Origin of the sequence: Paracoccus niistensis (assembly GCF_042432925.1) — a bacterium.
Lineage (GTDB): Bacteria > Pseudomonadota > Alphaproteobacteria > Rhodobacterales > Rhodobacteraceae > Paracoccus > Paracoccus niistensis.
In genome coordinates, this window is sequence record NZ_JBHLWE010000029.1 from 19,864 (window position 1) to 39,251 (window position 19,388).

The window sequence follows — 19,388 nt, forward strand, 5'->3', positions numbered from 1 at the left end:
TCAGATCGTGACCCCGCCGTCGACCAGCACCGCCTGGCCGCTCATGAAACGGCTTTCGTCGGACAGAAGATAGACCACCATCGGGGCGAGGTCGTCCACATGGGCCAGCCGCCCCATCGGCTGGCGGGCGATGAAGTCGCGCTCGGCCTGGACAGGGTCCGCCGCCGCCGCGATCCGGCCCCGCAGCGAAGGCGTGTCCACCGTGCCGGGGCACAGCGCATTGGCCCGCAGCCCCGCCCGGACGTAATCGGCGGCGATCGACTTGGTGAAGCCGATCACCGCCGCCTTGGTTGTCCCATAGGCGCAGCGGTTGGCGAATCCCTTCACGCTGGACGCCATCGAGGCCATGTTGACCACCGAGGCCGCGCCCGTCGCTTCGGCCCGCCGCAACAGTCCCGGCAGCGCCGCGCGCGTGACGTGGAACATGGCATGGATGTTCACGTCGAAGCTTTGGTGCCACTCGGCCTCGGCGGTGTCGGCCAGCGTGCCGTTCACCACGATCCCTGCGCAGTTGAACAGCCCGTCCAGGTCGCCCGCACCCCCGACCACCGCCCGCACGGCTCCGGCGTCGGTGACGTCCAGCGCGGCCGTCTCGATCCCCTGCGCGGCCAGATCCTCCAGCAGGCCTGCGTCACGGTCGGTCGCCAGCACCCGCGCGCCTTCCGCCGCGCAGGCGATCGCCGCTGCCCGGCCCATCCCCTGGCCCGCCGCCGTGATGAGAATCCGCTTGCCTTCCAGCCGTCCTGCCATGCCGTCCCCCTGTTTGCGCCGAAGGATGCACCGTTGCCACCGCGGCGCAAGGGCGACCTTGGTTGCCTTGCGCCCCGGTGGCGTGACAAGCTGCGGCCAAGCAAGGAAAGGCCCGCTTCCATGTCCGACGACCTGCCGCTGTCCGGCCTGACCGCCGTCTGCATGGCCGCCAACGTGCCCGGCCCGGCTGCGGCCGCGCTGCTGGCGGCACAGGGCATGGCGGTGATCAAGATCGAGCCGCCCTCGGGCGACATGACGGGCCATGCGATGCCGCAATGGTATGCCGAGCTGAACCGCGCCGCCCGGACCGAAACGGTGGACCTGCGCTCCGACGCAGGGCAGGCGCGGTTCCGCGCGCTGCTGGAGGGCGCGGACCTGCTGATCTCCAGCCACCGCCGCTCGGCCCTTGGGCGGCTGGGGATCACCGAAGCGGCGCTGGCGCAGGTCAACCCGCGCCTCGCCTGGGTCGAGATCGTGGGCGACGAGGAGGCCCCGGACGTGCCCGGCCACGACTTGACCTACCAAGCCTCGGCCGGGCTGCTGGACGGGCGGATGCCGCGCACGGTGATCGCCGACATGGCCGGGGCCGAGGCCGCCGCCCGCGCCGCCGTCATCCTGCTGCTGGCGCGCGAACGGGGCCGCCCCCAGCGCCATGCCGTCGTCGGGCTGCGGCAGGCAGCGGAACGCTTCGCCGCGCCGGTGCGCCATGGGATCACCGTCGATGGCGGGCTTCTCTCCGGCGCCTTGCCGGATTACGCCATCCATCGCCTTCGCGACGGGCTGGTCGCCTGCGCTGCCTTGGAGCCGCACTTCTCGGCGCGACTGGCCGAGGTTGCGGGGGATGACATCCCCGGCTTCTTCGCCGGGCTGACCGCCGAGGAATGCCGCGCGCTGGCTACTGAACGGGACCTGCCGCTGGAGCCGTTCTCGGTGTGACCGCTCTCCGCGGCGCCGGGGTTGCGCCTTCCTCGACCCCCGCGAAGCGGTGGGTCATGCGGAAAACGTCCACGGGGCAGGAATCGATGCAGGCCCCGCAGTTCAGGCAGTCGCCGGATCGGATCACCGGGCTGCCTGTGCCCTTCAGGGCAGGCGCGATCACATGCGGCTCGGGGCAGATGTTGAAGCAGGCCGCGCAGTCGGTGCAGGCCGCGCGCCGGGTCGCGGCCACGCGGGTCAGCGAAAAGCGCCCGATCTGCCCATAGAAGGCGCCCACCGGGCAGAGATGGCTGCACCAGGCCCGGCGCGCGACGAACAGATCCAGCAGGAAGACCGCCCCCACCAGTCCCCAGCCGAGGCCCACGCCGGTGATCAGCCCCCGCTGCATCATGCTGACAGGGTTCACGAACTCCCACGCGATCCGCCCGGTGAGCAGGGCGGCCAGCAGCGTGGCTAGCAGGATCACCACCCGTGTCCGGCGGCCGAGCTTGCGGTCCCGCGTGAGGCCCGTCTTCTCCCGCAGCCAATGGGCGCTGTCGGTCACGACATTGACCGGGCAGACCCAGCTGCAATAGGCGCGGCCCCCGACCACCACGTAGAGCGCGACGATCAGCCCTGCCCCGACCAGCGCCGTCAGCGCCAGCCCATGCCCCGCAGCGAGGGATTGCAGCAGGATGTAGGGATCCGACAGCGGCAGCACGCCCATGATATCGCTGGACGCGAAGTTGCCCCGCACCAGCCAGATGCCCAGCCACGGCCCCAGCATGAAGACCGCCATCACGGCGACCTGGCTCGTCCGCCGCAGCAGCCACCACTTGTGAGACCGCCACCAGCCCCGCGCCGCGACTGATTGCCGCCGCGCGTCGAGGTCGAGCCGCCCGATCATGTGGCCCGCCCGGCGCGGTTGCGGCCCTCGCCTCCCAGCCCGAGGTCGCGCGGCAGCACGCGGATCGAAGCATGGCCGGTGACGCAATGCTTCTCGCAGGTGCCGCAGCCGGTGCACTTGTCGGAATGGACCACCGGCAGGACCACGGCGCGGCCGTCGATCTCGCCCTTTTCCAGCGTGATCGCCTCGTTGCGGATGGGGCAGACGCGGTGGCAGATGCTGCAGTTGAGGCCCTTGTAGTTCAGGCAGGTCTCGTGCCCCACCAGCACAGCCACGCCCATGTCGGCATGCCTGATGTCCGGGATCTCGCGGTCGAGCGCGCCGGTGGGACAGGCCCGCGCACAGGGCACGTCGCGGCACATGAAGCAGGGGACGTCGCGCGGGGTGAAGAAGGGGGTGCCCACGGCGGCCTCGTCGCCCCACTCGGCCAGGGACAGCGTGTCATAAGGGCAGGCCTCGACACAAAGGCCGCAGCGGACGCAGGCCGAGAGGAAGTCGTCTTCCGGCAGCGCGCCGGGGGGCCGCAGGGCCCGGGCATCGGCGCGGCTGGCCATGCTGACCAGCGCCGTCAGCGACAGCCCGGCCAGGCAAGCCGCGCCGCCTGCGCGGGCGACCTCGCCCAGGGCGGCGCGGCGGGTGATCCTGCGTGGTCCGGCCATCGTCACCCTCCCCAAGGTTTCGCCGGTTCAATCCTCTTGCGCGGTCGCGCGGGCAGCCTTCTGCTCGGCCAGCAGCGGCTCGTAGCGGCGGTCGGTCAGCGTTTCCAGGAAGGCGACGAGCGCATCGACCCGCGCGTCATCCACCATCAGTCCCGATTCAAGCTCGGTCAGCGAGAGATTCGCGTCCACCTCGGGCGGCCCCCAATCCTCGCCCGTCTCGGGGTTGATACCCGCGTGTTTCCGGCGGCTCGTGTACTTGTTGTAGAAGACGATGGCCGTGCGCAGGTCTTGGAACGCCCCGTTGTGCATGTAGGGCCCGGTCACGGCCACGTTCCGCAGGGTCGGCACCTTGAAGCGGCCGTCCTGCGCGGGATCGTCGATGCCGGGATGGGCGGACAACCCGAGGTCCACGTGATCGGGGCCTAGCCCGCTTGCGTCCCGCGCGGCGGGATTCACCGGCACGCCGATGTTGTGATATTCAAAGTTGGTGAAGGTCTCGTTCTCGGCCACCCCCTGCTTGCGGTTCATGTGGCAAAGCCGGCAGTTCCAGGTGATGAAGACGGTATGGCCGAATTCCTCCTGCGCGGTGAACGTCTCCTCGCCGCGCAGCCAGCGGTCATAGCGGGAATCGAAGGGCGCGAATTCCTCGGTCTGCTGATAGGCGGCGAGCGCCTCGGCCACGGCCTCGAAGGCGCGGGCGGGGTCGTCCAGCGTGCCGGGACCCCAAAGGGCCTCGAACTCGGCCGGGTAGCCGGGATCGGCGGAAAGGCGGGCGGCCACGGTCTGCTTGTCGGGCATCGCCATCTCGACCGGGTTCAGCATGGGCTGGCCCGCCTGCTCGCGCAGGTTCGCGGCGCGGCCGTCCCAGAACTGCCCGCCTTTCCAGTCGCCGGATGCGGTCTGGTGAAACTCGGGGCTGAAGCTCGCGTAAGCCAGCGTCGGCGTGTTCCGGTCGCCGTGCGACTCACCGTCGTCCCCGACCGAGACGGCCAGGCCCGCGCGGCCCTCGCGCGGGTCGGTGAAGGCGCGGGCGGGATCGTGGCAGGTCGCGCAGGACTGCGTGCCGTTCATCGACAGCGCGGTTTCGAAGAACAGCCGCTCGCCCAGCGCGGCAAGACGGGCGGGATCGGGCTGGCGCCTCTCGAGCGGCTCGGCGATGGCGGCCAGCGCAACTGCGGCCCAGCCTGCCGCGACCAGCACGCCGAGACCGAGCGACGCCCTCAGCATGGCGCGGGCTCCAGTGCGGGCTGCTGGGCATCCTGCCCGCGCGCCCTGATCTCGGCGGCCAGCAGCCGGTGCGCGGCGAGATCGGCAAGGTTCGCCATGCGCGACAGCCGCTGCCGCGCGGGCAGGTCGTCGCAAAGCGGAAGCCGCACACCGTCCGGCCCGACCAGCCGGTCGTGGAAGGGGCGCAGCGCGGCCAGCAGGCCGGGCAGGTCCAGCCCTGCCAGCGATGTATCGTCGGCGCCCGCATGGACCAGCATCTCGGTCGTTACGCGGAAGCCCGCGGCATCGGCGCGGGCCAGCGCCGGGTGGCCGTCCTGCGCCGCGTGCAGCAGGGCGAAGGCCGCCAGCAGCCTCGCGCCGGGTTCGGTCGCGGCGCGGGCCGACTGGAACAGCTCGGCCAGTGGCGCGAGGTCGTCCGGCATCGGCGCAAGGCTTGCATGGTCCAGCGTCAGCGCGCTGGGCCGGAAGGGGGTGCAGCGCCAGCGGGCGTCATGGGCCATGTCGGCGACCCGCCAGCCCGCGATGGCCATGCCGCGCCCGGTTTCCACCACATAGCGCAGCAGCCGCCGGGTCATCGCCGCATGGGCGCGTTCCAGCGCGGCACTGGCCGAGGTGGCCGTCACGCGGACGATCACCTCGGCCAGCTTGCCGGCCTCGTTGCCATGCAGGGTCAGGTGCAGGTCGCCCTCGGTCAGGTCGGTCCCGGCCGGGTCCGCGACCAGGTCCAGCTCCCATGCCTGCGTCACCGGGTTGCGCAGCAGGAAGCCCACCAGGAACACCCGCGGCGACAGGTCGGCGCGCGACTGCCGGATCGTCTCGGGCGCGCTGGCTGCCTTCAGCGATCCGCTGATGTCATAGGGGATCCACATCGACGCTGGCTCCTCACCTCACTCGACGATGACCTTGGCCTTCATGAAGGGGTGGGGCGTGCAGTGGTAATCATAGGTGCCCGCCTCGTTGAAGGTGATGGAATAGGACTGGTCCTTTTTCATCATCGCCCCGTCCATCTTGGCCTCGCCGACCACGCCCGCCTTGAAGGCGACGTTGTGGGGCATGGCCTCGGTGTTGATCCAGGTGACGGTCTGGCCGGGCTTGATGGTCACCTCGGGCTGTTCGTATTTCATCTTGGCGATGTTCACGACGACTGCGTCGGCGGGGGCCTCGGCGGCGGGAGCCGGGGCTTCGGTCAGGACCGAGATCTTGTCGGCCAGCGCCATCTGCGTGCCGAAGCCGGTCAGCGCGAGGGCGGTCAGCAGGGTGCGGGTCTTGGTGGCGAGGGTCATGATGGCTCCGTTGGGTTCAGGGGCCGGAAGGGCAGGGGAGCCGCCCCTCCGGCGCTCTCGATCAGCCGGCGCGGCCGACGATCGGAGAGATGGTGCAGTGATAGGTCATCGCGTCGTCCTCGGCCCCGAAGCACCAGATGATGTCGTTGCCGAATTCCGGGCGATAGACGGGCAGCTCGCCTTCCGTGTTGAAGCAGGGGCAGCGGCCCGAGACGTTGGCGCCGCAGCAGTCGCGATAGGCGATCAGGTAGCTCTGCCCGTCGGTCGGGTTGTAGCAGCTGGCCACCCAGGACGCCGTCGCCAGCTTGGTGCCCGGCGGGCAGCTGGTCAGCGAGCCGCCCGAGCAGTCGCAGACGTTGCCGTCGATCGAGCAGTGGCGCCAGTAGTCGCAGGCCTGGATGTCATGGTCCTGCGGCGTGAAGCCCTGGCGGGGGCTCGGCGCGCCCGGCTCGGGGGTGGCGGCGTTCGCCCGGCTGACGCGCCCGCGGCGGTCCACCGGCAAGAGCGGCACCAGGCCGATGCCCAGCATGACGGTGCCCAGCTTGCCGATGGCGCCGCGGCGGCTGGTCCGTCCTGCCACGCGCCGCGACATCTTCTCGACCATGTCGTCGAACCTGAAGTTCCCCAGCATCGAAGTCTCCTCCCTTGTTCCTTGCGGGGTTGCGGATGGCAGCCGGTCAGGCCGCCTTCTTCCGGCTGGCGATGTACTGCTGCAGCGAGGCGAAGCCGGTCTTGTCGGCCTCCAGCAGGCTTTCCAGATGCTCGCGCGTGTTGGTCAGGCCCTTGGCGCGGATGACGCCCTGCGGGTCCAGAAGGACGCCGTAGGGGATCTTGCCGACCTGGAAGGCCATTCCCGCCTCGGCCGAGACGACATAGCGGATCTCTCCCAGGTCGTGGCTGTCGAGGAAGCGGCGGTGTTCTTCCGGCGCGCCGTCCGAGATCATCACGACCGAGATCTTTTCCGCCCGCGCGATCGACTTGATGATCGGGAAGAGCTTGTCGCAGACAGGGCAGGTCGGCGCGGTGAACATCAGCAGGGTCTGGCGCCCGTCGGCCGAAGGGCCGCCGATCTTGACGGCGCGGCCCGCGAAGTCCTTGAGGTCCAGTTCCGGTGCCTTGTCGCCGATGTCGGGCCCGTGGTCGGTGATCATCGCGCCCATCGGGGACGAACGCTCGTGCAGCAGCCCGACCTGGCGCATCAGACCCAGCATCACCACCGTGACGCCCAGGAAGGCCACCCACAGCAGGACGTTGGAAACGATCAGAAGATTGGTCATGTCAGCGTCCTTTCGACGTCGTGGTTTGCGCGGCCCGCAGGCCCCCCAGCGCCGTGGCGCTGAGGTAGAGCATCATGGCGGTCAGCCCGGCCATCAGGCCGACCAGCGCCTCGGCCAGCATCGGACCGGGGGCGGCGGGCAGAAGCCCCGCCACCGCCAGCGCCGCCGCGGCCATCAGCGCATTGCGCCCAACCAGCGCCCAGCCGACCTGCTGCTTCAGCCCGTTGCGGAAGCAGCCGCAGTCGATCCAGGTCCGCCCGCGCAGCACGTTGACCGCGATGGCCGCCCCGAAGACCGCCAGCAGCGCCGCCGCGGCGATGGCGGCAGGCACCGCCGTCGCCCCGATCAGCAGGCCCGCCGCCACGGCGAGTTCCACCACCGGCAGCACCAGCGCGGTCACGCGGGACGCCCCGTCGGGCAGGATGCGGAAGTTGCGGACGACGCCATGGAATTCCTCGGCGTGGCCCAGCTTGGACAGCGCGGCCGTGGCGAAGACCAGCGCCAGGAAGACGCGGATCGCCAGCAGAGCCGCGGGATTGGCAAGAAGCTCGTGCAGCATGCGCCTCAGCCCATGTCCGAAAGGCTGATGACGGTCGGGCCGTGGCCCAGCTGGTTCACGGAACGCAGCTCCTCGCCCGTTTCGGCGTCGTAGATGTAGAGGGTCTTGGCCCCGGTCGAGAGACCGTAGAGCAGCGGATCGTCGTCCTGGCTGACCGCGACCGAGTCGATGTCATGACCAAGCTCGTGCCTGGCGACGCGCTCGCCCGTCTCGGCGTTGATGACGACGACATGGCGGCTGGGGGTCTTGTGGGTCCATTCCGCGCGCTGGTCGACCAGCATGTAGATCTGGTTCGACGGCCGGTGATAGGCCACGATCTGCCAGCCGCCCGGCCGCCAGTTGTCCGCGCGCTCCTCCTGGGTCAGCCCGTCGATGGTGTTCAGCGCCTGCGGCTCGCCCGAGGAGAGGTCGAACTGGTAGATCTTGCCCTCGTAGGTCGGCCAGACCAGCCGCCCGGTCTTCTGCGAATAGGCCGGGTGGTTGATCAGATACTCGTCCTCGGGGTGGAAGACCGCGCTGTGGGTGACCTGCGGCTCGGCGTCGGAAGCGGCGTCGAACTGCACCCGCGCCAGGCTCCCGTCGCGGCAGTGCATGAAGAAGTTGTCGGCCGCGGTCGGGAAGATGTGGTAGCAGTCCGGCACTTCCAGCATCCGGCGGAAGGCCTTGCCTTCCAGGTCCACCACGCCGACGGCGGGGGCGGGCGAGAACTGGTAGTAAAGCAGCGTCTTGTTGTCGGGCGTCAGCGCCGACATCCAGGGATAGGTGCCGACGAGGAAGCGGTGCGCCTCGACCGGCAGGGTGATGTCGGCGACGGGATTGAAGGTGACGGGGTCGAAGACCTCGACGTAATCCTCGCGCTCGCCCCGCGAGATGCGCGAATAGGTGGTGCTGACCTGCGCATAGACCGAGCCGTCGTCCGAGACGACCGGGTTCGGCAGGAAGCCGCTGTCGGTCATGGCGATGACCCGGCCTTCTTCCGTGTCGATCACGAACTGCTGGGTGAGCGAGGCGAAATGCGCCGAGTCGTTGACATAGACCCGGCGGGCGTTCGGCGCGGGCGCTTCCAGGATCACCGGCTCGTCGTCCTCGCCGGCGGCAAGGGCGGCGGCAGCCTCGGCGGCGGCGCGCTGGCCGTGGGTCTGGCCCTCGGCCGGGGTGGCAGAGGTCGCGGCCGCATCGGCAGCGGCTGCGCCGGTCGCAGCGCGGGCGGCGTCAGCCGCGGGCGCCGGGGCGGCAGGAGCCTCGGCCGCCGGCGGCTGGCCTTCGGCGGGGGCGGGCGTCTGGGCCCAGGCCGCGCTGAGGGCGAGAAGCGAGCAGGTCAGCCCCGCCCCGACGAAAGATGCGCGCAAGATCCGCGGCTTTTGGCCTGCTTCGACCATCCTGTCCTCCCATTGATGGCAGCGTGGTGCTGGCTGCGCGGGTGGGCCGCGCAGTCCGGTTTCATGAATCCGGTGGAAATCAGGCCAGCGCGGCCACCGCGAAGGCGGCGCCCAGCGCGACGAGGATCGCCCCGTCGGCCATGGCGGCGCGTTCCTGGTTGCGGGCCAGCCAGGCCTGGATCTGGTAGTCGTTGACCGGCAGGGCGCTGGCCGCGACCGGCAGGTAGCGGCCGAGGTTGAACAGCGCGATCAGCGCGATGGCCTCGGGGATGTTGCCGGTCAGGACCGCCGCCAGCGTGATCAGGTACAGCAGCGGCGTCTGCACATAGGTCATGTAGTCCAGCCCCAGCGCCAGCCCGTAAAGGCCGCCGACGACCGGCTTGGAAAACCGCACCCGCGCGTCATGGGGCACCTGCGCCCGGCGCTGCGGATAGGGCACGCGCAGGAAGTCCAGCTGATGCGCGCCGTAGATCAGCCCGACCAGCGCCAGCATCACCAGCGCCGCCGTGCCGAAGCCCGCAAAGCCCAGGATCGCCCCGATGCCGCCCAGCGCGGTGCCCAGGATCAGCGCCCCCAGCGCATAACCCGCACCGTGCATGGCAAAGGTCGGCAGCCAGTCGGCCACCGCTTTCGCCCCGCGCCCGGTGGGCCGCAGCAGCGAGATCGAGGAATAGCCGCAGGGCGACCAGGTGGAGAGCACACCCCCCGCGATGGCCGAGACGCCCAGCACTCCCCAGACCGCCGCGCGGATGTCGGGGGCGCCGGCCATGGCCAGGCCGCCCGCCGCCCCCGCAATGGCCGAGGCCCCCAGGATCGCCGCCCGTGCCGTGCCGGAAAACCCTTCGGCGAAGACCTGGCAGTCGGGAACCCCCGACTGCCCTTCCACCATTTCAGGGAACCTGTCGATCAAAGCCACGCTGCGCCCTCCCTCTCTCCGGCAGCGGGGGGCATCCTCCTTACCCGTCCGCTGCCTAATTCTCAGGCAACTGTGACGTAAGGTCGCACATCGTAAACGTGTATTTCCGCAGTGAGGGGCTGCGTTTCTGCAGGATCGCGGTCGTATCTCCCCAACCCCCTGTATTCATTTGCATACTGTGCTTTGATCGGCGCCCCGGCAGAGGCCTGCCGGATCAGACCTTTGACTGAGGCGGCATGGATGCGAACTGCCGGGTGCACCATTCGGACACGCTCCGGGCGAGGGAATCGTCGCGCAGATGCGGCTGCGACAGCAGCCAGACATCGCGCGTGACCTCCAGCGGCTCGATCTCGAGGGCGGGGTTCCCGGCAAGCGTCCGGGCCAGCCGGTCCGGCACGACGCCGATGCCGCGCCCCGAAGCCAGGAAGCGCCGCGTGAGCCCCAGGTCCGAGGTTTCCAGCCGGGGCCGGATATCGCCCAGAAGCGACCGCAGCGCCTGCATCTCGGGCGTTTCCATCAGCACCTCGGGATAGGCAACGAGCAGGGGACTGACGTCGGGATCGCTGGGCCGGACCAGCGCGAATTGCAGCATCCCGATGCGGCGGACGGTGAAATCGCCCCGGCTCGGACGCCCCAGGCGCAGGGCGAAGTCAGCCTCCCAGCGCGACATGGCGATGTTGTGGTCCGAGATGTCGATGGACAGGGCCAGTTCCCCCTCGGCTTCCAGCAGTTCGGGCAGGGCCGGGGCCAGGTAGAAATGCGCGATGGCGCCGATGGTGGACAGCCGCAGCCGGCGCTGGGCGGCACTGGGGGCGGTCAGGATCGCGCCGATCTCCTCGCTCGCCTGCTCCATCACCGCGAGGTGGCGCAGGATGCGGCGGCAGTCCTCGGTCGGCTCGCGCCGCCCGTGGCTGGCGGCAAAGAGCGTGATCCCCAGCGTCGCCTCGATTCGGGCCAGCCGCCGCGAGATCGTCGTCTCGTCCACCTCCAGCAGGGCCGCGGCGCGCGTGAACGAGCCGGTGCGGTTGATCGTGGCCACCACGCGCAGGTCGTCCCAGTTCATCGCGCCCCCCGTTTTCGCAGGGCGTGATACCCCAGGCGCGCGGCCCGCGAACAGTCCGGTCTTGCGCCGGGCGCGCGCGGGCTGTAGATGCATGCGGTCGCCGGCCCCTTGGGGTTTTCGCGGCGATTCTTCGATTCATCACGCCGCGTGCGCCCCTTTGTCGCTGTTGGGGTGCTTCCGGCAAGGGAGATAGCGACATGAAACTGCATGAACTGCGCGACAACGAAGGCGCCGCCCGCAAGAAGAAGCGCGTGGCGCGCGGCCCGGGTTCGGGCAAGGGCAAGACCGCCGGCCGCGGCATCAAGGGCCAGACCTCGCGTTCGGGCGTGGCGCTGAACGGCTACGAAGGCGGCCAGATGCCGCTGTACCGCCGCCTGCCGAAGCGCGGCTTCACCAAGCCGAACCGGCTGGAATTCGCCGTGGTCAACCTGGGCCAGCTGCAGGCCATGGTGGACGCGGGCAAGCTGACGGCCGGCGCCTCGGTGGACGAGGACGCGCTGATCGCGGCCGGCGCCACCAAGCGCAAGCGCGACGGCATCCGCCTGCTGGGCAAGGGCCAGCTGACCACCGCGCTGAACCTGACGCTGTCGGGCGCCTCGGGCTCGGCCGCCGCGGCCGTGCAGGCTGCCGGTGGCTCGCTGGTGCTGACCCGTCCCGCGGCCGCGCAGGACGACGCCACCGCCGAGTGAGCGGCCGAATAAGCTGTTGAAGCGGTGCGGCGCGCCGCCTAGATAGCGGTGAGTTTTTCCAAAGGCGCCGCCGCACCGGAAACGGTCCGGCGGCGCTGCCAAATCCGGTCCCCCCTTTTGCGGGTGGGCGATAGACGAGGGCACTCATGGCGTCAGCCGCAGAACAGATGGCCGCGAACCTCAGCTGGGGACAGCTGGGCCGCGCGACCGAGCTTCGGAGCCGCATCTGGTTCACCATCGGTCTGCTGATCATCTACCGGCTCGGCACCTATATCCCGGTCCCCGGCATCGACGGCGGCGCGCTGCGCACCTTCATGGAGCAGGCGCAGGCCGGCATCGGGGGCATCCTGTCGATGTTCACGGGCGGCGCGCTGGGCCGCATGGGCGTCTTCGCCCTGGGCATCATGCCCTATATCTCGGCCTCGATCATCGTGCAGCTTCTGACGGCGATGGTTCCCTCGCTGGAACAGCTGAAGAAGGAAGGCGAGCAGGGCCGCAAGAAGATCAACCAGTACACCCGTTACGGCACGGTGGTCCTGGCGCTGTTCCAGGCCTATGGCATCGCGCTCAGCCTGGAGGCGGGCGGCATGGCCCATGATCCGGGCTGGTTCTTCCGCGCGGCCGTCATCATCACGCTGGTCGGCGGCACCATGTTCCTGATGTGGCTGGGCGAGCAGATCACCGCCCGCGGCATCGGCAACGGCATCAGCCTCATCATCTATGTCGGCATCCTGGCCGAGATCCCCGGCCACCTGGCGCAGTTCTTCGCCCAGGGGCGCTCGGGCGCGATCTCGACCCCGGTGATCCTGGGCATCATCGCCCTTGTGATCGCGGTCATGGCCTTCGTGGTCTTCATGGAACGCGCGCTGCGCAAGATCCGCATCCAGTATCCCCGCCGCCAGGTCGGCATGAAGATCTATGACGGCCAGTCGAGCCACCTGCCGCTGAAGGTGAACCCGGCGGGCGTCATCCCGGCGATCTTCGCCAGCTCGCTGCTGCTTCTGCCGGTGACGATCTCGACCTTCTCGGGCAACCAGACCGGGCCCGTGATGTCCACGATCCTGGCCTATTTCGGACCCGGACAGCCGCTCTACCTGCTGTTCTTCGCGGCGATGATCATCTTCTTCAGCTACTTCTATACCCAGAACGTGGCCTTCAAGTCGGACGACGTCGCCGAGAACCTCAAGAACCAGGGTGGCTTCATTCCCGGCATCCGCCCGGGCAAGCGGACCGAGGAATACCTCGACTACGTGGTCAACCGGGTGCTGGTGATCGGCTCGCTCTATCTCGCGCTGGTCTGCCTTCTGCCCGAGGTTGTGCGCGACTGGTTCTCGGTGCCCTTCTACTTCGGCGGCACCTCGGTGCTGATCATCGTCTCGGTCACGATGGACACCATCAACCAGGTTCAAAGCCACTTGCTTGCCCATCAGTATGAGGCTTTGATCGAACGGTCGCAGCTGCGCGGCAAGCGCAAGGCCGGGGAACCCAAGCCCCGTCGCCTGCCCGCCCGCCGCTGATCAGCCACCGAGGGGGGGACGCGTGACGATCAACATCATCCTGCTGGGGCCGCCCGGCGCGGGCAAGGGCACCCAGGCCCGCACGCTGGTCGAGGAACGGGGCCTCGTCCAGCTGTCCACCGGCGACATGCTGCGCGAGGCGCGCAGCTCGGGCACCGAGATGGGCCGCGTCGTGGCCGACGTGATGGACCGCGGCCAGCTCGTCACCGACGAGATCGTCATCGGCCTGATCCGCGAGAAGCTGGACACGGTGGACGCCCCCGGCTTCATCTTCGACGGCTTTCCCCGCACGCTGCCCCAGGCCGACGCGCTGGAGGAGCTTCTGTCGGGCATGGGCCGCAGGATCGACGCGGTGATCGAGATGCAGGTCGATGACGAGGCGCTGGTGGACCGCATCAGCGGCCGCTTCACCTGCGGCAGCTGCGGCGAGGTTTATCACGACCGGACCAAGCCCACCGCGAAAGAGGGCAGCTGCGACGTCTGCGGCTCGACCGACCTGCGCCGCCGGGCAGATGACAATGCCGAAAGCCTCAAGACGCGGCTGATGGAATACTACAAGAAGACCTCGCCACTGGTCGGCTACTATTACGCCAAGAAGACACTGGCGCCCGTGGACGGCATGGCCTCCATGGAAGAGGTGGGCACCCAGGTCGCGGCCATCATGGACGGCCTCGGGTCCGGCACGGCGGGCAAGGTCCGATCGGCCGGCGGTTGACGGGCCGCCCGTGATCCATTAACCGCAGTCATCTCATTCGAGAATCACCCATCCGGGGTGAAGCGATGGCCCGACGGCACGACGCCGCGGGCCATTGGTTGTGAAAAAAGCTTCCGGGATTACGGAAGCGCAACGTAAAGGAAGAACGGACTTGGCCCGTATCGCTGGCGTCAACATCCCGACCGGGAAGCGCGTTCCCATCGCGCTGCAATATATCCACGGCATCGGCCCGCTGAATGCCGAACAGATCTGCGAGGCGGTCGGCATCGACCGCGCGCGCCGCGTGAACGAGCTGTCGGACGCCGAAGTCCTGCAGATCCGCGAATACATCGACGCCAACCTGACCGTCGAAGGCGACCTGCGCCGCGAAACGCAGATGAACATCAAGCGCCTGATGGATCTCGGTTCCTACCGTGGCCTGCGCCACCGCCGCGGCCTGCCCGTGCGCGGCCAGCGCACCCACACCAACGCCCGCACCCGCAAGGGCCCGGCGAAACCCATCGCCGGCAAGAAGAAGTAAGGGAGGGCGAGAGTCATGGCACGCGACAAGACGCGCATGAAGCGCAAGGAACGCAAGAACATCGCCACCGGCGTGGCGCATGTGAACTCGTCGTTCAACAACACCAAGATCCTGATCTCGGACGTGCAGGGCAACGCCATCGCCTGGTCCTCGGCCGGCACCATGGGCTTCAAGGGCTCGCGCAAGTCGACCCCCTATGCCGCCCAGATGGCCGCCGAAGATGCCGGCAAGAAGGCCCAGGAACACGGCATGCGCACCATCGAGGTCGAGGTCCAGGGCCCCGGCTCGGGCCGCGAATCGGCGCTGCGCGCGCTGGCCGCCGTCGGCTTCAACATCACCGCGATCCGCGACGTGACGCCGATCGCCCACAACGGCGTCCGCCCGCCCAAGCGCCGGCGCGTCTGACGACACCACATTGACCCGTCCCGCGCCGCATCGATCGGCGCGGGACGGCTTTCGCATTTTGCCTCGGGCGTTTCCGGCGGCTGGTCATGGGGCCGGAAACAGGAATGGAGGAAATCGCATGATCCACAAGAACTGGGCCGAGCTGATCAAGCCCGCGCAGCTCGACATCCGCGCGGGCGGCGACTCGGCCCGCGTGGCCACCCTGGTCGCCGAGCCGCTGGAGCGGGGCTTCGGCCTGACCCTGGGCAACGCGCTGCGCCGCGTGCTGATGTCCTCGCTGCAGGGCGCGGCCATCACCAGCGTGCAGATCGACAACGTCCTGCACGAGTTCTCCTCGGTGCCGGGCGTGCGCGAGGACGTGACCGACATCGTGCTGAACCTCAAGGGCGTCACGCTCCGCATGGACGTGGACGGGCCCAAGCGCCTGACGCTTTCCGCCAAGGGCCCGGGCGAGGTCAAGGCCGGCCAGATCACCGAAACCGCCGGCATCACCGTGCTGAACCGCGACCATGTGATCTGCCACCTCGACGAGGGCGCCGAGCTGAACATGGAACTGACGGTCGCCATCGGCAAAGGCTATGTCGCCGCCGACAAGAACCGCCCCGAGGACGCGCCCATCGGCCTGATCCCGATCGACGCCATCTTCTCGCCGGTCAAGCGCGTCTCCTACGAGGTTACGCCCACCCGCGAGGGCCAGGTGCTGGACTATGACAAGCTGACCATGCGCGTGGAAACCGACGGCTCGCTGACTCCCGAGGACGCCGTGGCCTATGCCGCGCGCATCCTGCAGGATCAGTTGTCGGTCTTCGTGAACTTCGAGGAACCCGAGTCGGCCCGCAGCCAGGACGCCGAGGACGGTCTGGAGTTCGACCCGCGCCTGCTCAAGAAGGTGGACGAGCTCGAGCTGTCGGTCCGTTCGGCCAACTGCCTCAAGAACGACAACATCGTCTATATCGGCGACCTGATCCAGAAGACCGAGGCCGAGATGCTGCGGACCCCGAACTTCGGCCGCAAGTCGCTGAACGAGATCAAGGAAGTGCTGTCGGGCATGGGCCTGCATCTTGGCATGGACGTGGTCGACTGGCCGCCGGAGAACATCGAGGACCTCGCCAAGCGCTTCGACGACCAGTTCTGAGAAATTCGGGGGCGCGGCCCCGTCTGCATCACCTGTGCATCAAGTGTGCATGAGTTGTGCAGGCCCTGTGCCCCCGCAAGACCGGGCATTCCTGCCCCAAGGAGAGCGGCCCGCACGCATGGGCTGCCGGACAAAGCAAAAGACGTAAACGGAGATTCATCATGCGTCACGCCCGTGGCTACCGCCGCCTGAACCGCACCCACGAACACCGCAAGGCGCTGTTCGCCAACATGGCCGGCTCGCTGATCGAGCACGAGCAGATCAAGACCACCCTGCCCAAGGCCAAGGAACTGCGCCCGATCATCGAAAAGCTGATCACGCTGGCCAAGCGCGGCGACCTGCACGCCCGCCGCCAGGCGGCCGCCCAGCTCAAGCAGGACCAGCATGTCGCGCGCCTGTTCGAGATCCTCGGCCCGCGCTATGCCAACCGTCAGGGCGGCTATGTCCGCGTGCTGAAGGCCGGCTTCCGTTATGGCGACATGGCGCCGATGGCAATCATCGAGTTCGTCGATCGTGACACCTCGGCCAAGGGTGCCGCCGACCGCGCCCGCCTGGAAGCCGAGGCGGACGCCGACTTCCCGGCCTGAGGCCACCCCTTTACGTCACCTTGACGTTGCGTCATTCAATAACCCGCGCAGCACCGCTGCGCGGGTTATTTTGCACCACCGTTTACCGAAAACTAACCAGTCGCCCGTTAGACCATAGGAGTGCGTGGCAAGTCGGGCGCCTTGCATCCATATAATCTCTGTTGACCTTGTTGGTTGCAATTTGTCTAAAAAGATATGTCATCCAGAGCTGAAATTTCCGCCACCCTGGCCCGTCTGCAGAAGCTGGCGCCCAAGGGCTATTACATCGGCCTGCACATTCGCTTCGCCGCGCCCATCATGCAGTTCCAGACCTATCCGGAAACCTGGGCGGAACGCTATTCCAGCAACGCCTATGCGCTGCGGGATCCCACGATCGCCTGGGGGTTTTCGACAACGGGCGCGGTCCGCTGGTCGGCCATGCCGATCCCCGACCCCTTCGGCATCCTGGCGGACGCCGCCAGTCACGGGCTGACCTACGGGCTGACGCTGTCCTGCGGGCCCATCAAGTCGCGCACCATCGCGAGCTTTGCCAACGGCACGCGCGAATTCAAGGATGACGAGATCGAGACGATCTCGACGATGGTACGACGGCTCCACGACATCACCGAGCCGCCGGAGAGCCTGACGAAGGCTCAGCAAGAGGCCCTTCGATGTATCGCGGAGGGCGATCGCCACGCGGCAGCGGCTGCCAAGCTCGGCATCACGGAAAGTGCGTTCAAGGCCCGTCTGATCTCGGCCCGCGAACGGCTGATGGCCAAGACTACGGCCGAGGCACTGCAACGAGCCAAGGATTACCGGCTGCTATAGGAACGCTCGCCCAAGACAAACTTCAACCGCGGTCGCTCCGGGGGGCCAAATCCCTCAACCCACGGAGAAGACCATGCAGACCACCACCCTTTCCTTCAGCAATCTTCACAACCACGGCGAACTGTTTGCCAACCTGTTCCGCGCCCGCCGCCAGAGCTTCATCGTCCAGAAGAACTGGGATCTGCCGCAGGCGGATGGAATGGAATTTGATCAGTATGACACCCCGGCCAGCCGCTGGGTCGCGGTCCACGACGGTGCCGACCAGGTGCTGGGTGGCTTCCGCCTGACGCCCACCACGGCGCAGTGCGGTGTTTATTCCTACATGATCCGCGACGCGCAGCGGGGTGTCCTGGGCGGCACCATCCCGCAGGACCTGCTGTATGAAGAAGCGCCCGTCGATCCGCAGGTGTGGGAATGCACCCGCGTCTTCGTCAACCATTCGACCCCCATGGCGATCCGCCGCAAGGTCCACATGGCCATGGCCGGCGCGATGACGAAGACGGCGCGCGAACTGGGCGCCACGCGGCTGATCGCCCTGACCGGCGCCACCTGGCCGCGCTGGTACGGGCGCTGCGGGCTCGATGCCGAGGCGATCGGCCGGGTCATGTTGATTGAAGGCGAAGAAAACCAGTGCGTGTCGATCAACCTTGTTCCGAAGATGCACTGATGCCCCGGCAAGGGTGGGGGATACCCACCGCGTGGCGGGCAGCGTAATCTGCCCGCCATGGCCGATCTTTTCGACAATCTCATGCCCGACGACCCCGAGCCGGGCACCGCGCCCTCGGCGCATCGGCCGCTGGCGGACCGCATCCGCCCGCGGCGGCTGGCCGAAGTCATCGGCCAGGGCGAGGTGCTGGGCCCGGACGGCCCTCTGGGGGCGATGCTGGCGGCAGGCAGCCTGTCGTCGCTGATCCTCTGGGGGCCACCGGGGGTCGGCAAGACCACCATCGCACGGCTGCTGGCCGACCAGACCGACCGGGATTTCGTGCAGATCTCGGCGATCTTCTCGGGTGTCGCCGAACTGCGGAAGGTCTTTGACACCGCCCGGATGCTGCATCGCCGGGGGCGGGGGACGCTGCTGTTCGTGGACGAGATCCACCGCTTCAACAAGGCGCAGCAGGACAGCTTCCTGCCCCATATGGAGGACGGCACGATCCTTCTGGTGGGCGCCACGACCGAGAACCCCTCCTTCGAACTGAACGCCGCCCTTCTCAGCCGCGCCCAGGTGATCGTGCTGAAGCGGCTGGAGCTTTCCGACCTCGAACTGCTCGCCCAGCGGGCCGAGCGCGAGATGGGCCGGGCGCTGCCCCTGACCGGCGAGGCGCGCGAGGCGCTGCTGGCCATGGCCGACGGCGACGGCCGCGCTGCCCTGAACCTGATCGAGCAGGTCATGGCTTGGAAGGTCGACCGCCCTCTCGGTCCCGACGAGCTGTCGCGCCGCCTGATGCGGCGGGCGGCGAAATACGACAAGTCGGGGGACGAGCATTACAACCTGATCTCGGCCCTGCACAAATCCGTCCGCGGCTCGGACCCGGATGCCGCGCTCTACTGGCTTGCCCGGATGCTGGAAGGCGGCGAGGACCCCCGCTATCTCGCTCGCCGCATTACCCGCATGGCGGTCGAGGACATCGGCCTCGCGGACCCTGCCGCCCAGCGCCACTGCCTCGACGCCTGGGCGCTGTATGAGCGGCTAGGCTCGCCCGAGGGGGAACTCGCGCTGGCGCAGGCGGTGATCTATCTCGCGCTCGCGCCCAAATCGAACGCGGGCTATGCCGCCTACAAGGCCGCGCGGGCCGAAGCAAAACGCACGGGCAGCCTGATGCCTCCCGCCCATATCCTGAACGCGCCAACCCGGCTGATGAAGGAACAGGGCTATGGCGCGGGCTATGCCTATGACCACGACGCCGAGGACGGCTTCTCGGGCCAGAACTATTTCCCCGAGGGCATGAAGCGCCCCGTCCTCTACACGCCGGTCGAGCGGGGATTCGAGCGCGAGTTGAAGAAGCGGCTCGACTGGTTCGTGAGCCAGCGGCTCAAGCGCGGCGGTTGACTTTGCGCAGGCGCGCCTACAGGTCAGC

General features: G+C 68.5%; 23 protein-coding genes. 11 read left to right on the top strand and 12 right to left on the bottom strand.

Translation table 11 applies throughout. From position 1 onward, the window contains the following. Entirely contained in the window at nucleotides 1-750 is a 750-nt protein-coding gene (locus tag ACFFII_RS08620) for an SDR family oxidoreductase (RefSeq protein ID WP_377698484.1), read from the bottom strand. A gap of 120 nt (nucleotides 751-870) precedes the next feature. Here ACFFII_RS08620 and ACFFII_RS08625 point away from each other — a divergent pair, with 120 nt between their 5' ends. Beyond that, nucleotides 871-1,686, top strand: coding sequence for a CoA transferase (locus ACFFII_RS08625; protein ID WP_377698485.1), 816 nt, complete (start codon nucleotides 871-873; stop codon nucleotides 1,684-1,686). Here the strand turns inward: ACFFII_RS08625 and napH are convergent. The 11 genes from napH to ACFFII_RS08680 form a co-directional block, all read right to left on the bottom strand. Beyond that, a complete protein-coding gene (gene napH / locus ACFFII_RS08630) occupies nucleotides 1,646-2,572 on the bottom strand; it encodes a quinol dehydrogenase ferredoxin subunit NapH (RefSeq protein ID WP_377698486.1) in 927 nt (308 codons plus the stop codon). The genes ACFFII_RS08625 and napH overlap by 41 nt on opposite strands. After that, a complete protein-coding gene (napG, locus tag ACFFII_RS08635) occupies nucleotides 2,569-3,231 on the bottom strand; it encodes a ferredoxin-type protein NapG (protein ID WP_377698487.1) in 663 nt (220 codons plus the stop codon). Before napG ends, napH begins: the two co-directional genes overlap by 4 nt. 27 nt (nucleotides 3,232-3,258) lie before the next feature. Next, on the bottom strand, nucleotides 3,259-4,458 hold the full coding sequence (locus tag ACFFII_RS08640) for a cytochrome-c peroxidase (RefSeq protein WP_377698488.1): 1,200 nt from the start codon (nucleotides 4,456-4,458) through the stop codon (nucleotides 3,259-3,261). Continuing rightward, entirely contained in the window at nucleotides 4,452-5,327 is an 876-nt protein-coding gene (locus tag ACFFII_RS08645; RefSeq protein WP_377698489.1) for a methylamine utilization protein MauJ, read from the bottom strand. The genes ACFFII_RS08640 and ACFFII_RS08645 overlap by 7 nt, the downstream gene beginning before the upstream one ends. A gap of 18 nt (nucleotides 5,328-5,345) precedes the next feature. Further along, nucleotides 5,346-5,741 (bottom strand): amicyanin, encoded by a 396-nt coding sequence (locus tag ACFFII_RS08650; RefSeq protein ID WP_377698490.1) that lies wholly within the window; start codon nucleotides 5,739-5,741, stop codon nucleotides 5,346-5,348. Between the two features lie 61 nt (nucleotides 5,742-5,802). Then, nucleotides 5,803-6,372 (bottom strand): methylamine dehydrogenase (amicyanin) small subunit, encoded by a 570-nt coding sequence (gene mauA, locus ACFFII_RS08655; protein WP_377698491.1) that lies wholly within the window; start codon nucleotides 6,370-6,372, stop codon nucleotides 5,803-5,805. A gap of 46 nt (nucleotides 6,373-6,418) precedes the next feature. Continuing rightward, a complete protein-coding gene (gene mauD, locus ACFFII_RS08660; RefSeq protein WP_377698492.1) occupies nucleotides 6,419-7,018 on the bottom strand; it encodes a methylamine dehydrogenase accessory protein MauD in 600 nt (199 codons plus the stop codon). A 1-nt stretch (nucleotide 7,019) separates the two neighbouring features. Next, entirely contained in the window at nucleotides 7,020-7,577 is a 558-nt protein-coding gene (locus ACFFII_RS08665; RefSeq protein ID WP_377698493.1) for a MauE/DoxX family redox-associated membrane protein, read from the bottom strand. Nucleotides 7,578-7,582: 5 nt separating this feature from the next. After that, complete coding sequence (gene mauB / locus ACFFII_RS08670) at nucleotides 7,583-8,926, bottom strand: methylamine dehydrogenase (amicyanin) large subunit (protein ID WP_377698494.1); 1,344 nt, start codon at nucleotides 8,924-8,926, stop codon at nucleotides 7,583-7,585. Between the two features lie 109 nt (nucleotides 8,927-9,035). Next, entirely contained in the window at nucleotides 9,036-9,872 is an 837-nt protein-coding gene (locus ACFFII_RS08675; RefSeq protein WP_377698495.1) for a methylamine utilization protein MauF, read from the bottom strand. A gap of 214 nt (nucleotides 9,873-10,086) precedes the next feature. Beyond that, nucleotides 10,087-10,935, bottom strand: a complete 849-nt coding sequence (locus ACFFII_RS08680) for a LysR family transcriptional regulator (protein ID WP_377698496.1) — start codon at nucleotides 10,933-10,935, stop codon at nucleotides 10,087-10,089. Between the two features lie 197 nt (nucleotides 10,936-11,132). On the opposite strand from ACFFII_RS08680, the gene rplO reads away from it, so the two are divergent. The 10 genes from rplO to ACFFII_RS08730 all read left to right on the top strand — a co-directional run bounded on the left by rplO (nucleotide 11,133) and on the right by ACFFII_RS08730 (nucleotide 19,360). Further along, a complete protein-coding gene (gene rplO / locus ACFFII_RS08685; RefSeq protein ID WP_377698497.1) occupies nucleotides 11,133-11,624 on the top strand; it encodes a 50S ribosomal protein L15 in 492 nt (163 codons plus the stop codon). Between the two features lie 146 nt (nucleotides 11,625-11,770). Further along, nucleotides 11,771-13,141, top strand: coding sequence for a preprotein translocase subunit SecY (secY, locus tag ACFFII_RS08690; RefSeq protein ID WP_377698498.1), 1,371 nt, complete (start codon nucleotides 11,771-11,773; stop codon nucleotides 13,139-13,141). A gap of 22 nt (nucleotides 13,142-13,163) precedes the next feature. Further along, nucleotides 13,164-13,856: an adenylate kinase gene (locus ACFFII_RS08695; protein WP_377698499.1), complete on the top strand. Its 693-nt coding sequence runs from the start codon at nucleotides 13,164-13,166 to the stop codon at nucleotides 13,854-13,856. A 151-nt stretch (nucleotides 13,857-14,007) separates the two neighbouring features. After that, on the top strand, nucleotides 14,008-14,376 hold the full coding sequence (gene rpsM / locus ACFFII_RS08700) for a 30S ribosomal protein S13 (protein WP_090751997.1): 369 nt from the start codon (nucleotides 14,008-14,010) through the stop codon (nucleotides 14,374-14,376). Nucleotides 14,377-14,391: 15 nt separating this feature from the next. Beyond that, complete coding sequence (gene rpsK / locus ACFFII_RS08705; RefSeq protein WP_036704563.1) at nucleotides 14,392-14,781, top strand: 30S ribosomal protein S11; 390 nt, start codon at nucleotides 14,392-14,394, stop codon at nucleotides 14,779-14,781. A gap of 118 nt (nucleotides 14,782-14,899) precedes the next feature. Next, nucleotides 14,900-15,916 carry a DNA-directed RNA polymerase subunit alpha gene (locus tag ACFFII_RS08710; RefSeq protein ID WP_377698500.1) on the top strand — a complete coding sequence of 339 codons (1,017 nt, stop codon included), beginning with the start codon at nucleotides 14,900-14,902 and terminating at the stop codon, nucleotides 15,914-15,916. Nucleotides 15,917-16,077: 161 nt separating this feature from the next. After that, on the top strand, nucleotides 16,078-16,503 hold the full coding sequence (rplQ, locus tag ACFFII_RS08715) for a 50S ribosomal protein L17 (protein WP_090751992.1): 426 nt from the start codon (nucleotides 16,078-16,080) through the stop codon (nucleotides 16,501-16,503). Between the two features lie 195 nt (nucleotides 16,504-16,698). Continuing rightward, nucleotides 16,699-17,310 carry an autoinducer binding domain-containing protein gene (locus tag ACFFII_RS08720; protein WP_090751990.1) on the top strand — a complete coding sequence of 204 codons (612 nt, stop codon included), beginning with the start codon at nucleotides 16,699-16,701 and terminating at the stop codon, nucleotides 17,308-17,310. A gap of 73 nt (nucleotides 17,311-17,383) precedes the next feature. After that, nucleotides 17,384-17,977, top strand: coding sequence for an acyl-homoserine-lactone synthase (locus ACFFII_RS08725; RefSeq protein WP_090751987.1), 594 nt, complete (start codon nucleotides 17,384-17,386; stop codon nucleotides 17,975-17,977). Nucleotides 17,978-18,034: 57 nt separating this feature from the next. Further along, complete coding sequence (locus ACFFII_RS08730; RefSeq protein ID WP_377698501.1) at nucleotides 18,035-19,360, top strand: replication-associated recombination protein A; 1,326 nt, start codon at nucleotides 18,035-18,037, stop codon at nucleotides 19,358-19,360. Nucleotides 19,361-19,388 lie beyond the last annotated feature (28 nt).

Bases quoted from the DNA above. Each gene is read 5' to 3' on its own strand.
- ACFFII_RS08620 (WP_377698484.1), bottom strand. From the start codon at position 750: ATGGCAGGACGGCTGGAAGGCAAGCGGATTCTCATCACGGCGGCGGGC.
- ACFFII_RS08625 (WP_377698485.1), top strand. From the start codon at position 871: ATGTCCGACGACCTGCCGCTGTCCGGCCTGACCGCCGTCTGCATGGCC.
- napH (WP_377698486.1), bottom strand. From the start codon at position 2,572: ATGATCGGGCGGCTCGACCTCGACGCGCGGCGGCAATCAGTCGCGGCG.
- napG (WP_377698487.1), bottom strand. From the start codon at position 3,231: ATGGCCGGACCACGCAGGATCACCCGCCGCGCCGCCCTGGGCGAGGTC.
- ACFFII_RS08640 (WP_377698488.1), bottom strand. From the start codon at position 4,458: ATGCTGAGGGCGTCGCTCGGTCTCGGCGTGCTGGTCGCGGCAGGCTGG.
- ACFFII_RS08645 (WP_377698489.1), bottom strand. From the start codon at position 5,327: ATGTGGATCCCCTATGACATCAGCGGATCGCTGAAGGCAGCCAGCGCG.
- ACFFII_RS08650 (WP_377698490.1), bottom strand. From the start codon at position 5,741: ATGACCCTCGCCACCAAGACCCGCACCCTGCTGACCGCCCTCGCGCTG.
- mauA (WP_377698491.1), bottom strand. From the start codon at position 6,372: ATGCTGGGGAACTTCAGGTTCGACGACATGGTCGAGAAGATGTCGCGG.
- mauD (WP_377698492.1), bottom strand. From the start codon at position 7,018: ATGACCAATCTTCTGATCGTTTCCAACGTCCTGCTGTGGGTGGCCTTC.
- ACFFII_RS08665 (WP_377698493.1), bottom strand. From the start codon at position 7,577: ATGCTGCACGAGCTTCTTGCCAATCCCGCGGCTCTGCTGGCGATCCGC.
- ACFFII_RS08680 (WP_377698496.1), bottom strand. From the start codon at position 10,935: ATGAACTGGGACGACCTGCGCGTGGTGGCCACGATCAACCGCACCGGC.
- rplO (WP_377698497.1), top strand. From the start codon at position 11,133: ATGAAACTGCATGAACTGCGCGACAACGAAGGCGCCGCCCGCAAGAAG.
- secY (WP_377698498.1), top strand. From the start codon at position 11,771: ATGGCGTCAGCCGCAGAACAGATGGCCGCGAACCTCAGCTGGGGACAG.
- rpsK (WP_036704563.1), top strand. From the start codon at position 14,392: ATGGCACGCGACAAGACGCGCATGAAGCGCAAGGAACGCAAGAACATC.
- ACFFII_RS08710 (WP_377698500.1), top strand. From the start codon at position 14,900: ATGATCCACAAGAACTGGGCCGAGCTGATCAAGCCCGCGCAGCTCGAC.
- rplQ (WP_090751992.1), top strand. From the start codon at position 16,078: ATGCGTCACGCCCGTGGCTACCGCCGCCTGAACCGCACCCACGAACAC.
- ACFFII_RS08720 (WP_090751990.1), top strand. From the start codon at position 16,699: ATGTCATCCAGAGCTGAAATTTCCGCCACCCTGGCCCGTCTGCAGAAG.
- ACFFII_RS08725 (WP_090751987.1), top strand. From the start codon at position 17,384: ATGCAGACCACCACCCTTTCCTTCAGCAATCTTCACAACCACGGCGAA.
- ACFFII_RS08730 (WP_377698501.1), top strand. From the start codon at position 18,035: ATGGCCGATCTTTTCGACAATCTCATGCCCGACGACCCCGAGCCGGGC.